General features: G+C 66.2%; 12 protein-coding genes and 1 pseudogene. 9 read left to right on the top strand and 4 right to left on the bottom strand.

Translation table 11 applies throughout. The annotated features are described in order from the left end of the window. The 3 genes and pseudogenes from HLA91_RS08720 to HLA91_RS08730 form a co-directional block, all read right to left on the bottom strand. A pseudogene (locus HLA91_RS08720) lies at positions 1 to 473 on the bottom strand (hypothetical protein); the annotation flags it as partial. A 273-nt stretch (positions 474 to 746) separates the two neighbouring features. Then, positions 747 to 1,094 carry a DUF4190 domain-containing protein gene (locus tag HLA91_RS08725; RefSeq protein WP_170274361.1) on the bottom strand — a complete coding sequence of 116 codons (348 nt, stop codon included), beginning with the start codon at positions 1,092 to 1,094 and terminating at the stop codon, positions 747 to 749. 146 nt (positions 1,095 to 1,240) lie between these two features. Further along, complete coding sequence (locus HLA91_RS08730; protein WP_170274362.1) at positions 1,241 to 1,546, bottom strand: DUF4190 domain-containing protein; 306 nt, start codon at positions 1,544 to 1,546, stop codon at positions 1,241 to 1,243. A 179-nt stretch (positions 1,547 to 1,725) separates the two neighbouring features. On the opposite strand from HLA91_RS08730, the gene HLA91_RS08735 reads away from it, so the two are divergent. From HLA91_RS08735 to HLA91_RS13860, 6 genes are all read left to right on the top strand, one after another. Next, a complete protein-coding gene (locus HLA91_RS08735; RefSeq protein WP_338076758.1) occupies positions 1,726 to 3,363 on the top strand; it encodes a dolichyl-phosphate-mannose--protein mannosyltransferase in 1,638 nt (545 codons plus the stop codon). Positions 3,364 to 3,500: 137 nt separating this feature from the next. Next, complete coding sequence (locus tag HLA91_RS08740) at positions 3,501 to 4,670, top strand: acylneuraminate cytidylyltransferase (protein ID WP_170274364.1); 1,170 nt, start codon at positions 3,501 to 3,503, stop codon at positions 4,668 to 4,670. A gap of 57 nt (positions 4,671 to 4,727) precedes the next feature. Continuing rightward, entirely contained in the window at positions 4,728 to 5,645 is a 918-nt protein-coding gene (locus HLA91_RS08745; RefSeq protein WP_170274365.1) for an N-acetylneuraminate synthase family protein, read from the top strand. A gap of 89 nt (positions 5,646 to 5,734) precedes the next feature. Then, positions 5,735 to 6,718, top strand: a complete 984-nt coding sequence (locus tag HLA91_RS08750) for a glycosyltransferase family 2 protein (RefSeq protein ID WP_170274366.1) — start codon at positions 5,735 to 5,737, stop codon at positions 6,716 to 6,718. Next, positions 6,715 to 8,091 (top strand): polysialyltransferase family glycosyltransferase, encoded by a 1,377-nt coding sequence (locus HLA91_RS08755; RefSeq protein WP_170274367.1) that lies wholly within the window; start codon positions 6,715 to 6,717, stop codon positions 8,089 to 8,091. Before HLA91_RS08750 ends, HLA91_RS08755 begins: the two co-directional genes overlap by 4 nt. A gap of 74 nt (positions 8,092 to 8,165) precedes the next feature. Next, the gene (locus tag HLA91_RS13860; protein ID WP_239557079.1) at positions 8,166 to 10,373 is read left to right on the top strand and encodes a DUF6716 putative glycosyltransferase; all 2,208 of its coding nucleotides are present in this window, start codon (positions 8,166 to 8,168) and stop codon (positions 10,371 to 10,373) included. 7 nt (positions 10,374 to 10,380) lie between these two features. On the opposite strand, the gene HLA91_RS08765 is transcribed toward HLA91_RS13860, so the two are convergent. After that, on the bottom strand, positions 10,381 to 10,899 hold the full coding sequence (locus HLA91_RS08765; RefSeq protein ID WP_170274368.1) for a GtrA family protein: 519 nt from the start codon (positions 10,897 to 10,899) through the stop codon (positions 10,381 to 10,383). Positions 10,900 to 11,092: 193 nt separating this feature from the next. Here HLA91_RS08765 and HLA91_RS08770 point away from each other — a divergent pair, with 193 nt between their 5' ends. Genes HLA91_RS08770 through HLA91_RS08780 form a run of 3 tightly spaced genes read left to right on the top strand, consistent with a single transcriptional unit; the run spans position 11,093 to position 13,618 of the window. Then, positions 11,093 to 12,052 carry an ATP-binding cassette domain-containing protein gene (locus HLA91_RS08770; protein WP_170274369.1) on the top strand — a complete coding sequence of 320 codons (960 nt, stop codon included), beginning with the start codon at positions 11,093 to 11,095 and terminating at the stop codon, positions 12,050 to 12,052. Continuing rightward, complete coding sequence (locus HLA91_RS08775) at positions 12,049 to 12,723, top strand: methionine ABC transporter permease (protein ID WP_170274370.1); 675 nt, start codon at positions 12,049 to 12,051, stop codon at positions 12,721 to 12,723. Before HLA91_RS08770 ends, HLA91_RS08775 begins: the two co-directional genes overlap by 4 nt. Positions 12,724 to 12,775: 52 nt before the next feature. After that, on the top strand, positions 12,776 to 13,618 hold the full coding sequence (locus HLA91_RS08780; RefSeq protein WP_170274371.1) for a MetQ/NlpA family ABC transporter substrate-binding protein: 843 nt from the start codon (positions 12,776 to 12,778) through the stop codon (positions 13,616 to 13,618). Positions 13,619 to 13,676 lie beyond the last annotated feature (58 nt).

Here is a 13,676-nt window from a genome sequence, read left to right on the forward strand (position 1 = left end):
GCAGGCCAGCTTCTCGTTGACCATACGCACAGCACGGTCACGGACTTCTGCAGGGTACTTACTCGGTGCGGGCATGTTCCTATCCTCTCGGTTAGATCAAACCCTCCACCAGACCCGGGGCGATCCAGGATGATGCCGACGATGGCGGTCAGGCCGCTGGTGGCCAGGCCGACGAGCGACATGATGAGCGAGAGCAGCGCCAGGGTGTTCTGCGGCGGGGTCTGCACGTAGCCGGGCTGGCCGTATGACTGCGGCGTGCCGTAGCCGGAGCTTCCGTAGGTGTCGCTGCCGTAGCCGGTGCCTGCGTAGGTGTCGCTGCCGTAGCCGGCGCCTGCCGGCTGGTGGGCGTAGGGGTCGCCGGCAGCCGGGCTGCTGTACGGGGTGGGGGCGCCGCTGTAGCCGCCGGCTTCTGGGGATCCGTAGCCGTAGGGATCGCTGCTGCCGGAGCTGTTGGGCTGGTACTGATGCGACATCGCGCTCTCGCCTGGCCTTCTGTCATCGGGGGTGGGTGGTGCCAGCCAGCCGGTGCACCGGGTGCGTGCGACTGCCTGTACCAGCCACGGTACCCCGCGTGCTGATGGGCCGACAACGCAGATCGGCAGTTGTCACCGAATCGGCACACACCTGTCACGATTCCCTCCTCTGATGCGCTCGGTCTGGATGCCCTGCGCGCCGGCCGGCAGGTGCATGAGCCGCGGTCAGCAGGCCGGACGGTCAGCAGGCCAGACGGTCAGCAGCCCAGACGGTCAGTAGCCCAGCGCGAGGCCGCCGAAGAGGACGAAGAGGACGAGAAACCAGAACACGAAGTTAAGAACAATCAAGCCGACGATGACGTAGCCGACGACCAGACCCCAGGTGGCCAGGTGGACGCCGGTCTCACCGGAGCGCTTGATCTGTTTCTTGGCCATGTGGCCGAGGATGATCCCGCCGATCGCGGTCAGACCGCCAGTGGCCAGGCCGACGATCGACAGGATAAGCGAGAGCAGCGCCAGGTTGTTCTGCTGCGGGACCTCGGCATAGGGGTAGGCGTAAGACTGCGGTGCGCTGTGACCTGGGCTGCCGTCGGAACTGCGGGGCTGGTACGGGTGCGGCATCGCGGTCTCGCCTCCTTCTGCCGCTGGGAGCGGGGTGCGGCTGGCCGGCGCGGAGTCCGTGCGCCTGATCTCAGCGTAGCACTGCCTCGCGGTCTGCCGCGGTGACAGCCGGGATCGGCCGCTGTCACCGCATCGGCGCACGCCGCTTATGAGCCGAGTGCGCTGAGGATGACGGCGATGATGAAGGCGGCCCACCCACCGGTGATGATGAGCCCGAGGACGAATCCGGTGATCGCCGTCCCGAGGCCGCGCTGACCGGTCGCCGCGATCTGGATGAAGGCGATGATCCCGGTGATGAGCGCGATGAACGACGTCAGCCCGAGCGTGACGATCCCGGCGAGCGCCAGCCCCAGGGTCCACTTGGCCATGAGGTTGCGCGGCTCGCCGCGGTACCGCGCTGAGCTGCCGAAGGCCGGGAGGTCGTCGAAGATGTCGAGGATGTCGAAGATCATCGGGGTTCCCTTCCCGTCTCTGGCATGGCCGGGTGCCCTGCCGTCTGCCTCCACAGTAGACCGCACCCGAGGCGGTGCTCCCCTTTCCATGTCACCGGCTGGGCACATGTGGTGCCCGCCTGGGCACAGGTCGGCCTGCCACACGAGCCCGCCGGGCTGACTCGCCTACACTGGGCGCTGTGAGCCACCCGACGACCACCTCCGCGGCTGCCCCCGGCAGCACCGCGTCTGAGCCTGCCGCTAAGCAGCCCGGCGCTGCCGCGCGGCTGCGCGACCGGCTGGCCGGCCTCGACCCGCGTGTCTGGACGTGGGGTGTGCCGCTGCTGCTCGGCGTCATCGCAGCGCTCATGCGCTTCTACCGCCTGGGTTTCCCTGGCCGGCTGATCTTCGATGAGACCTACTACGTCAAGGACGCCTATACGCTCAGCCAGGCCGGCTACGAAAAGGCCTGGCCCGATGAGCCGAACCCTGAGTTCGAGGCCGGCAATACGAGCATCATGCTCGACGAACCGTCCTATGTCGTCCATCCGCCCTTGGGCAAGTGGATCCTCAGTCTCGGCATCGACATGTTCGGGGCGGACTCCTCCTTCGGCTGGCGCTTCTCCGCCGCGCTTGTCGGCGCGCTCTCGGTCGCCGTGCTCACCTACTTCGCCATCCGCCTCTTCCGCTCGGTGTGGATCGGCGGGCTGGCCGGGCTGCTCATGACCGTCGACGGTGAGCACTTCGTGCATTCGCGCACCGGCCTGCTCGACCTGTTCCTCATGTTCTTCGTGCTGCTGGCCTTCGGCTTCCTCGTCCTCGACCGGGAGCAGACCAACCGCCGGCTGCGCGACCGCCTCGCCCTCACGCCGCATGGCAAACGCGCAGCGGCCCCGGCAGCCGACCCGTGGACCTACGGCCCGGCGCTGGGCTTCCGCGGCTGGCGGCTGGCCGCCGGCGTCGCGCTCGGCTGTGCGATGGGTGTCAAGTGGTCGGGCCTGTACGCCCTGGCCGTCTTCGGCATCGCCGTCGTCGCCTGGGACATCACCTCCCGCTACCGCGCCGGTGTGCGCCGCCCGGTCACCGGGATGCTCATCCGCGATTCGGTGCCGGCGTTCCTGCTCATGGTTCCGGTCGCCTTCGTCACCTATGTCGTGACCTGGTCGGGCTGGATCTTCACCTCCGGCGGCTGGGACCGGCAGTGGGCAGCGGAGAACCCCGGCTGGTGGGACTTCCTGCCCGACTGGATCCCCGGGCTCGCGCACTACCACGCGTCTGCCTACAAGTTCCATGTCGGGCTCTCCAGCGAGCACACCTATATGTCCAACCCATGGGGCTGGATCGTGCAGTGGCGGCCGACGTCGTTCTACTACGAGTCCTACGCCGCCGGTGAGCACGGGTGCATGGTCGAGAAGTGCTCGTCTGCGATCACCTCGGTCGGCAACCCGGTCATCTGGGGGGCGGCGCCGGTGGCGCTCATCGTCCTCATCCTCGCCTGGATCGTCCGCCGCGACTCCCGTGCCGGCTTCATCCTCGCCGGCTTCGCCGCCACCTGGCTGCCGTGGTTCCGCTACCAGGACCGCACGATCTTCACCTTCTACACCATCGTCATGGTCCCGTTTGTGTGCCTGGCGATCGCCTACTGCCTCGGCCTGCTCTGGGGCGACGCCACGGACGCCGCTGAGCGCGGCCAGTCTCTGCTCGCACGCCGGCTGGCTGTCGCCGCGTTCGGGGCGGCGGCGATCCTCGTCTTCGCGTTCTTCTGGCCGGTGTACACCGGTGAGGTCATCCCCTACGACTCGTGGCGCCTGCGGATGTGGAACCCCAGCTGGATCTGATCGGCGCGGCCTGAATCGGCTGGCACACCCGGCCCACCCGGAGCGTACTTCCCTTAAGTTGATGCCTCGTTCACCTCCGCGTCACACATGGGTCGCCTCTCAGTCATCCGCGATGGTCATGGTGGTTGCCTGTGACCATGAACAACCAGACCAAGCGCACTGTCGCCATCATTCCCGCTCGCGGCGGGTCGAAGGGCATTCCGCTGAAGAACCTGCAGAAGGTTGCCGGCAAGACCCTGCTCGCCCGTGCGGTTGAGAGCGCCAGGGCCGCCAGCCGTATCGACACCGTCATCGTCTCCACCGACCATGACGGCATCGCCGAGGAGGCTCGGCGAGCCGGCGCCGAGGTGGTCCACCGTCCTGCTGACATCTCCGGTGACCAGGCGACCAGTGAGTCGGCCCTGCTCTACACGCTTGAGCAGCTGGCGGACAGCTACGACATCACCGCCTTCATCCAGTGCACCTCGCCGTTCATCCACCCGGAGAACCTCGACCACGCTGTGGAGCGCGTGGCTCGCGATCAGGCTGATGTCGTCTTCTCCGCCGTCGAGGACTTCAGCTTCCTGTGGACGCTCGATGAGAAGGACAATGCCGTAGCTGTCGGCCACGATGCGGCCTTCCGCCCGCGCCGCCAGGATCGCGCAGCGCACTACAACGAGACCGGCGCCTTCTACATCATGCGCACCTCGGGGCTTCAGAAGTACAAGCACCGCTTCTTCGGCCGCATCGAGATCGAAGAGGTGCCCGCCGAACACGCCCGCGAGATCGACTCGATGTCCGATCTGTCGCTGGCCCGCGCTGTGGCCTCCCAGCACGAGGCGATCAACGTCCTCGACGTCGACGCCCTTGTCACCGACTTCGACGGTGTGCACACCGACGACGCCTGCTACGTCGATGAGAACGGCGAGGAGACCGTCCGCGTCCACCGCGGCGACGGCCTCGGCATCAGCCGGCTCGTCAAGGCTGGCTTCCCCTTCCTCATCCTGTCGAAGGAGCAGAACCCCGTTGTCTCGCGCCGGGCCGAGAAGCTGCGCGTCGACATCGCCCAGGGCATCGACAACAAGGCCGAGGTCTTAAGCGAATGGATCACCGACAACGGCCTCGACCCGGCCCGCGTCGCCTATGTCGGCAACGACATCAACGACATTGAGGCCTTCAGCGTCGTCGGCTGGCCGATCGCCGTCGCCGACGCCCACCCGCAGGTGCTCGCCGCCGCGCGCTCGATCCTCACCCGCCGCGGCGGGCAGGGCGCCGTGCGCGAGGTCTGCGACCTCATCGATCCCGAAAAGACCAGATCAGCTGCGTGACATCCACTCACGCCACCCCGTGCAACACCTCGCACCGAAACGATTGGAGTTCCCAGCATGACTCAGAACGCTGATAACGCAGCACAGCCCTGCCCCTTCCGCCAGACCGCCGCGCCGGTGGCGATCGGCGAGCACCTCGTCGGCCCCGGCCAGCCGGTGTACGTCATCGGGGAGATCGGCATCAACCACAACGGCGATGTCGAGATCGCCAAGCAGCTCATGGATGTCGCAGCCGAGGCAGGCGCCCAGGCGGTGAAGTTCCAGAAGCGCAACCCCGATGTCGCCGTGCCGGAGGCACAGAAGTCGAAGATGCGTGAGACTCCGTGGGGCACGATGACCTACATCGACTACAAGTACAAGGTCGAGTTCGAGAAGGACGAGTACACCGAGATCGACCGCTACGCCAAGGAGAAGGGCCTGCAGTGGTTCGCCTCGCCGTGGGACACCGATTCGGTCGATTTCCTGGAGAACGAGTTCGACTCGGTGACCTACAAGGTCGCCTCGGCCTCGCTGACCGACTTCGAACTGCTCAAGGCGATCGCAGCCACCGGCAAGCCGGTGCTGTGCTCCTCGGGCATGTCCGACTGGAAGATCCTCGATGAGGCCGTTGAGTGCTTCGACCGCGACAAACTCGTCCTCATGCACTCGACTTCGACCTACCCGCTGCCGCCGGAGGAGACCAACCTGCTGGCGATCCCGGCGATGGCTGAGCGCTACGGCGTGCCGGTCGGCTACTCCGGTCATGAGACCGGCCTGCAGATCTCGCTGGCGGCTGTGGCTCTCGGTGCGGTGACCGTCGAGCGCCACATCACCATGGACCGCGCGATGTGGGGTTCGGACCAGGCCGCCTCGCTCGAACCTCACGGCTTCACCACCCTCGTGCGCGACATCCGCATCCTGGAAGAGGCCATGGGCGACGGCGTCAAGCGGATCATGCCCGGCGAAGAGACGAAGATCTCCTCGCTGCGCAAGTGATGTCAGACTGCGGTCGGGGCAGCCTCACACGAGGCTGCCCCGGCCGCGGCATCTGCGCGCGTCCTCCGTCCGCCACCTGAAAGCAGAGCATGCCCGATCCCACCCTGAGCGTCATCATCCCAGCTCACAATGCTGAGCCGTTCATCGCCGAGACTCTCCTGTCGCTGCGCTGCCAAGACCTGAGCCACGAGGAATTGGAGATCGTCGTCGTCAACGACGGCTCGGCCGACGCGACTGCCGAGATCGCGAGCGACGCCTGTCGCAGCGTCAAGCACTTCCAGCTCATCACCAATGAGCAGCCCAGCGGTGTCTCAGCAGCCCGGAACACCGGCCTGCGCGCCGCCGCCGGCGACTACGTCACCTTCCTCGATGCTGACGACTGGTTCGCCAACCGGCACCTGCGGGTTCTGCTCGACGCGATCATCCGTCTCGGGGTCGACTTCGTACGCTGCGACCAGATCCAGGCGATCGATAAGACCCGCCAGCTGCGCCGTGCCCCGGTCTTCCGCCGCAATGAGGCCCTGCGCACCCACGACTACATCGTCCACGGCTGGACGCAGACGATGGTCGACTTTCCCAACACGAACACCGGCGTCTACGCACGCCGTCTCGCCGACAACGGCACCCTGTTCTTCGATGAGTCGCTTTACAGCGCCGAGGATCGCGAATGGAACTGGCGGCTCATGCTCGAAGCCGATTCCTTCGCCGTCATCGATGCGCCCGGTGCATACTACCGTCGCGGTGTCAGCGACTCTCTGACCGCGGTCTACAACGAAACGCAGCTGCATTTCATCCCCAGCTGTGCGAAGACGATCGCCCAGACCCGCCGCTATGACAATCCGGCCTTCACCCTCAAGGCTCTGCACAACCTGTTCGCATTGGCCGACATCCACCTCCAGCGACGCGCTGAGATGCCCCGCAATCTGTATCGCCGGCTCGTCGACGGCGTGGCTGAGGCGTCAGCGACTGCCACTGCTGATGAACTCGACGAGGTGATCCTCTCCTTCCGGCCTGAGCGCGTGCGCCGGCTGCGCCCGATCATGCGCCGGATGGAAGCGAAGGGAGAAGCATGAAACAGGTCTTCGTCGTCTCCTCGTGGCTGCAGCTGCTGAGCATCAGCACGACCATCCGCAATGAGCGCATCGCCTCGGCTGAGGAGCGCGTGCTCATCGTCAGTGACACCCGCGCTGTCAACGAAGTCGGCGCATCGTTCGCCGAACAGCCGATTTCCGCTCCCCTGCTCGACGTCTTCGACCGCGTCATCGACTACAATTCCTGGATCTGGCCGCAGCACCCGTCCCAGTGGTCGCCGCTGGTCAATGAGCAGCCGATGTGGTCGAAGGCCCTCTTACGTGCATGGGACCTGGCCGACTGCCATGTGCAGCTCTTCATTGAGTCCGTGCAGGGCAACCCGGCTCAGGCCCTCAGCTGCATCTTCACCGACGCCGAGATCTTCGTCCACTCCGATGGCCTCATGACCTACGGCCCCACCCGCAGCAACCTGCCGCCACAGCTATGGCAGCGCCTGAGCGGTCTGATCTACATGGACCTCGTACCCGGCGTCGACCCGCTGCTTCTCTCAGAATTCGCCGGCCTCGACCGAATCGCTCTCGAGCCGGCCGAGCTGCGCACTGAGGTCGAACGCGTCGCCGCTGCTGTGGACACCTCCGAACTGCGCGTTCACCAGGACGCCTGCATGATCGTCGGCCAGTACCTAGCCGATGTCTCCCTCTTCACCCTGGAACAGGAGACCGAGCTGTACATGCAGATGATCGACCAGGCGATCTCCTCCGGCCACCGCCACATCTACCTCAAACCGCACCCTTCGGCCTCACAGTCGATCCAGAGCGCGCTGCAGCATCGCGCTCGCCTCCGCGGTGTGTCCTTCGATGTCGTACCGGCATACCTTCCCGTCGAGCTCGCGGCCCTCGTGCTCACACCCAACTCGATCTACAGCTGCTTCTCCACCGGGATGGTGACGGCCTGGCGGTTGTTCGGCATACCGGCGCGTGCCTTCGGCACCCGGGACGCCATGGAGGAGTTCCGCCCGTTTGAGAACTCCAACCGCATCCCGGTCACCATCTGCGACTACCTCTTCACCGACGGGACATCGGACAAGGAGCCCCTGCAGGAGGTCGTCAACGCGGTCAGCTACTGCATGCGAGCACAGATCCTGCCGCACCTGCGCGGTTCGACGGCTGACTTTTTGCACCGCAGCCTGCCGCAGTACCGGCACTGCTTCAAGCGCCGCCGGCTGACGAAGCTGCGACTGCCTGGCAGCTTGCCGCCTCCCAACCGCGCCCAGCAGGTGCGCAGCCTCGGACGCCGAACGGCTCGCAGCGGACTCGAAGCGCTGCGCAACAGCGGTCAGCTCGCCCAGAGGACCGCTGATCTGCTCAGCAGTCAGGCCAAGCGCATCCGGCAGCGGGCAGGCGAACGGAAGTGACATCGGCCGACCCCAACCCGGCAGCCAGCAGCTCGCCAGTCAGAAGAAGCTCTGCGAACATCTCGCACGCCTGGGTGGAATCGCCGTTGCAGCTCGTCTCGGCGGTCGAGGCACGACTGCCGGAAGAACAGCTGGAGATCCATGCGCGCATCGATGCAGAGGGCATGGACAGCTTTCTGCAGCGCTTCCGCAGCGAGTGGCTGCCTGCCGGCGTTACGATCGTCGCGATGGCCGAGATCGATCCGCAGATCTTCACCACCCGCAGCGGCCGGCTGCTCATCGGTGACCTGTGCTCCGGGCGCCTGCAGCGGGCCATGCTTGCCTCAGGACTGCAGCTGCGTCGGCCGGTGGTGGTCATTGATGACGGCTTCGCCACCCTGCATGCGGTGCGCGAACTCGTCAGCCGCCGGTCCCGACCGCTTGTGCGCCCGCGTCAGAAGACAAGCCGCTCCCGCCGGGCAGCCGCCTACGCCGTGGCTATGCTGCTGCGGGCAGTGATGCACGAGCGTCGGCTGTCGTGGACCACTGCCCTGCAGGTACCCGACGAGCTCATCATCTCCTTCACCGCAGCCGGCGGAACCGTGCGCCGGCACACCTTCGAGTACGTCCGCAGCCTGCCGGATGCCGGCAGCCGCGTACCCGAACGCATCATCATCGGTTCGGCGTTGGCCGCCGATGACCTCATCACCGCCGAAGCCTACTTCGACTGGCTGGCGGCGACCGTCGAGAGCCTGCAGCCCAGCGCCGAGGCCCCAGTGGCCTACTTCGCGCACCGCCGGGAGACCCCGGAGCTGCTCGCCCGAGTCGCCCAGCTGCCGCACGTCACCGTCCGGCATGCCCACCTGCCGGTCGAGATCCGCCTGACTACGGCCCCGGCCGGCGCACAGGTCCGCAGCCTGCCCACCTCGGCGGTGGCCAATCTGCCGGCCACGATGCAGGAACCGAACATCGCCGTCACCGCGATCCCGCCGTCCTGGTGGACCGGCACAGCACCTGACCGGCTGCGCCAGCAGCTGAATGCGGCCGCCGCAGCACCGGACACCGACGGCAGTGAGTACCGGATCGTGGCGATCGCCGACAGTGAGTCCTACCTCAAGTGGGCCGCCCGGGTGCTCGATTCCCTCGGCCCGGACATCGACGCGCAGCTGTGGGTCATCGACACTCCGATCCGTCCGACCGCCGGCCAGATCTCCCACGCTCTCGCCGGCTCCTCATGGGCAGGCACCCAGGTGCCGGTCGTCGAGCGCGCTGAGCTGCACGACCGGCTCGCCGCCGCCGGAACCGATGTGGTGCTCGCCGCGGCGACTGGCCCGGTCGTCCAGCAGATCGCGGCCACCGCTCACCGTCTGCCGCGGCGGCCCGGCCTGGCTACCGGACTGCCGGGCATCGGCTTGCCGGCCCGGCAGAAGGGCGTGCGGTACCGCCGCGACTGCGATCTGTTTCTCGCCCACTCCCACCACGAACGTGAGGCATACCGCGCTGCAGCCACCCGCGCCGGAGTGGCACTGGAGATCACCGTCGCCCGGCTGCCGTTGCTGACCAGCACCGATGTGCCCGAACCGGCCTTCGAGATGCAGGCTGACGGCACTGCCCCGGTGCCCACCCGGATCGTCTTCGCCCCCCAGGCCAAAGTGCCCACTGAGCGTCAGGAGCGGATCGCGATCCTACAGGCGCTTGCCGCCTTCGCCCGCCGGCACCCTGATTCCGAGGCGATCGTCAAGGTCCGGTCGCTGCCCGGTGAGCAGGAGACCCATCATGAAGAGCACAGCTACCTCTCGCTCATTCAGGAACTCACTGCCTCAGGGGAGCTCGCAGCTGGAGAGCTGTCGATCGCAGTCGGGCCCATGGATGAGTTCCTCACCGCTGGCTCGGCTCTTGTGACGGTGTCGTCGACGGCCGCGCTCGAATCGATCGACCGCGGCCTGCAGACGCTCATCATCTCCGATTTCGGGGTTTCGGAAGATCTCCTCAATGCAGTCTTCGACGGTTCCGGGATTCTCGGCTCGCTGCAGGACCTGTCTGCCGGACGCATCGGCTTTCCCAACGCGACGTGGCTGCAGGAGAACTACTTCCACCCTCCCTCGGCGGAGGTCAACCGGGCGTTTCGGATCCTTGCCGCACGGTCTCAGCAGTATCAGCTGCGGTCTCAGCCGTGGATCAAGCACATCAACAGCTGGCGAGCCGTGCGCGCCGAACTGCGCACTGCAGCGCCGCAGCCGGTCGTCGACGGCTACCGCTTCGCTGTGAAGCAGGTCAGAAGGCTCAGCCGTCGGCTGCGCTGAACTTCGCTCAACGGCGGGAGGACGGGAGCTCGTCCTCGGCCAGCGAAACGACGACTTCGGCTTCTGTGATGTCCCTAAACACCCACGTGCGGTAGGCGTAGAAGCGGAAGATCATCGCCAGCGCGATACCGATGACATTGGTCGAGAGGTTGTAGCTGATGGGGTCTCGCAGCCCCAGGATGTACCACGTGAACCCCAGCGGGATGACCGCGATGACCATGCCGATGGCATTGACAACGGCGAACATGATGAAGCCGCGCACATTCGAGCCCGAATCGCGGTCACCGTAGGTCCAGAGCTTGTTGCCCAGCCACGCGACGATGACGGAGAGCACCGTCGAGATGATCTTGGCCTTGAGCGGGCTGCCGGGCATGAGCGCAGGCACACCCAAGAAGCCGTAGACGAGCAGATTCGAGACACCGACGTCGACGACGTAGGCGAATCCGCCGACCGACAGGAACCGCAACACCTCGACAGCAAGCGTCCGCCAGCGAGAGACGGGCACAGAGGTGGCGGGGAGCGGCATGCGCACCATCATACGGCCCGAATATCCGCCTGTCGCCCGCACAGCCGCCGTTGAAGTGACATGTAGGTGAACGATGCCCAGGCACTGCGTGACGAGCTTCACGTTATGTCAGCAGATGACGCTGCAGCACAGATGAAGGGAACCAGTGGGGCTAGCCTGACGTAGCCGAATCCCTGCAATCGAAGGAACCCCTGTGATCGAACTGCGTGACCTGCGAAAGGAGTTCGCCGGTGTCACGGCACTCGACGGCATCAGCCTGTCAGTGCCGGCTGGCCAGATCCACGGCATCGTCGGCCGCTCCGGAGCCGGCAAGTCGACGCTCATCCGCTGCCTGACCGGGCTCGAACGCCCCACCTCGGGCACGGTGCGCATCGGTGACGTCGACATCACCAGCGCCCGCGGAGCTGCACTGCGCACCGCCCGTCGCACGATCGGAATGGTGTTCCAGCACGCGAACCTGCTCGATTCGCGCACCGCGCTGCGGAATGTCGAACATCCCCTGGAGATCGCCGGCGTCGGCCGGACTGAGCGCCGCCGCCGCGCTGCTGAGCTGCTGGAGCTCGTGGGCTTGGGCGATCGGTTGGACAACCATCCTGCGCAGCTCTCCGGCGGGCAGCAGCAGCGCGTCGGCATCGCACGAGCGCTCGCCGCCGAACCGCAGATCCTGCTGTGCGATGAGCCGACCTCAGCTCTTGACTCGCACACCACCCGCCAGATCCTGGCACTCATCCGCTCCCTGCGTGACAGGCTCGGGATCACGGTGCTCATCATCACCCACGAGATGTCGGTCGTCCGGGAGGTCTGCGATTCGGTGACTCTGCTCGCCGACGGACAAATCGAGCACACCGGTTCGATCATCGACGTCATCGGCCAGGCCGACTCCCCGCTCAGCCGCGCACTCCTGCCGCTGCCGTCCAGCGGCAGAACGCACGGCACTGTCGTCGAAGCCCTCACCACCGGCATCAGCCTCGATGCCGCGCTCGAGGCGGTGCGCACCTCCGGAACGGAGGCGCACCTCGATGCAGGAACCGTCGAGACGATCGCCGGCACGCTCGTCGGACGGCTGCAGTTCACCGTCGGCGGGCAGGCCGCTGCCGACACCCTCATCAGTGCGCTGGCCGCGCATGACATCCACGCGGAGGTCGCAGCATGAATGATGCCACCTGGTTCAACAACCCCGCCATCACCAGTGAGCTGCTGCCGGCTCTCGGTGAGACCCTGGCCATGACGGCGTGGGCGACGGTCATCTCCGTGGCACTCGGTCTGCCGCTGGGCATCTGGCTGTTCGTCACCACGCCGCACTCTCTGGCACCGAACCGGACGGTGCACCAGGTCGTGTCGACGATCGTCGACATCGGCCGGTCGATTCCATTCATTGTGCTCATCGTCGCAATCATCCCGTTCACCCGGCTGCTCGTCGGCACCGCGCTCGGCTGGAAGGCCGCGGTCGTTGCGCTCACGCTCAGCGCGATCCCGTTCTATGCCCGGCTGGTCGAAAACGCCCTCCACGAGGTCTCGGCCGGCAAGATCGAGGCCGCGCAGATGATGGGCGCCAGCCGCCGGCAGATCATCGGTCAGGTTCTTGTGCGCGAAGCGCTTCCCGGGCTCATCGGTGCAGCCACGGTCACCGCCGTCGCGTTGGTGAACTACACCGCGATGGCCGGCGCTGTCGGCGGCGGCGGACTCGGAGACCTTGCGATCGCCTACGGCTACAACCGCTACCAGGGCGACGTCATGATCGCCTGCATCGTCCTGCTCGTCCTCGTCGTCGGCCTCATCCAGTTCACTGGTGACCGCCTCGCCCGGCTTGTCGATCACCGCTGAAACATCCCATTCCGCTGTCCGCATTCGCGTGCAGCCCTTCTGAAGGAGAACCATGAAACATCTGCCCACCCTCGCTCTCGCGGCCTCAACCGCACTCGCCCTCACCCTCACTGGCTGCGGTCTGTCCAAGAGCGAGACCGACGTCGGCGAGAAGAACGGCGAGGTCACCACGCTGACGATCGGCACCTCGGTGACCCCGCACGGTGATATCTGGCGGTTCATCGACGAGAACCTCGCAGCCGACGCCGGGCTGGACATCGAGGTCAAGGAGTTCACTGACTACTCGCTGCCCAACCGGGCGCTGAGCGACGGCGAACTCGATGCCAACTACTTCCAGCACCTTCCGTACCTGGAGTCGGAGATCGAGGGGCAGGGCTACGAACTGCACCACTTCACCCCGGGTGTGCACGTCGAGCCGTTCGCACTGTACTCGAAGAAGATCGACGACATCGCCGACCTGCCCGACGGCGCAAAGATCGGCATCAACAACGACCCAGCCAACCAGGGCCGGGCGCTCAAGCTGCTGGCCGACAATGACCTCATCAGCCTCGGCGACGCCGACCCGATCACCGCCACCATCCACGACGTCGCTGAGAATCCGAAGAATCTGCAGTTCATCGAAGCAGAAGCAGCGTCACTGGCCCGCACCCTCGACGACACCGACGCCTCGGTCATCAACGGCAACAACGCCCTGGGCGCCGGTCTGTCATCGAAGAAGGACGGCATTCTCGTCGAGAGCCCGGCAGACAATCCGTATGCGAACATCCTCGTCGTGCGTGAGGGCACGCAGGATGATCCGGCGATCCAGAAGCTCCACGAACTCTCGCAGTCGCAGGAGGTCAAGGACTTCATCGAGGACACCTGGCCCGAAGGTGAGGTCATTCCAGCTGAGTAACCCAGCGCAATGCTGGAGCACAGGCAGGGCTGTGGGAGTTCATCCCACGGCCCTGCTT

This window comes from Brevibacterium luteolum (assembly GCF_013004595.1).
GTDB classification, from domain to species: domain Bacteria; phylum Actinomycetota; class Actinomycetes; order Actinomycetales; family Brevibacteriaceae; genus Brevibacterium; species Brevibacterium luteolum.

Coding starts and splice junctions, on each gene's coding strand:
- HLA91_RS08750 (WP_170274366.1), top strand. CDS start 5,735: ATGCCCGATCCCACCCTGAGCGTCATCATCCCAGCTCACAATGCTGAG.
- HLA91_RS08765 (WP_170274368.1), bottom strand. CDS start 10,899: ATGCCGCTCCCCGCCACCTCTGTGCCCGTCTCTCGCTGGCGGACGCTT.
- HLA91_RS08755 (WP_170274367.1), top strand. CDS start 6,715: ATGAAACAGGTCTTCGTCGTCTCCTCGTGGCTGCAGCTGCTGAGCATC.
- HLA91_RS08740 (WP_170274364.1), top strand. CDS start 3,501: ATGAACAACCAGACCAAGCGCACTGTCGCCATCATTCCCGCTCGCGGC.
- HLA91_RS08725 (WP_170274361.1), bottom strand. CDS start 1,094: ATGCCGCACCCGTACCAGCCCCGCAGTTCCGACGGCAGCCCAGGTCAC.
- HLA91_RS08730 (WP_170274362.1), bottom strand. CDS start 1,546: ATGATCTTCGACATCCTCGACATCTTCGACGACCTCCCGGCCTTCGGC.
- HLA91_RS08745 (WP_170274365.1), top strand. CDS start 4,728: ATGACTCAGAACGCTGATAACGCAGCACAGCCCTGCCCCTTCCGCCAG.
- HLA91_RS08780 (WP_170274371.1), top strand. CDS start 12,776: ATGAAACATCTGCCCACCCTCGCTCTCGCGGCCTCAACCGCACTCGCC.
- HLA91_RS08775 (WP_170274370.1), top strand. CDS start 12,049: ATGAATGATGCCACCTGGTTCAACAACCCCGCCATCACCAGTGAGCTG.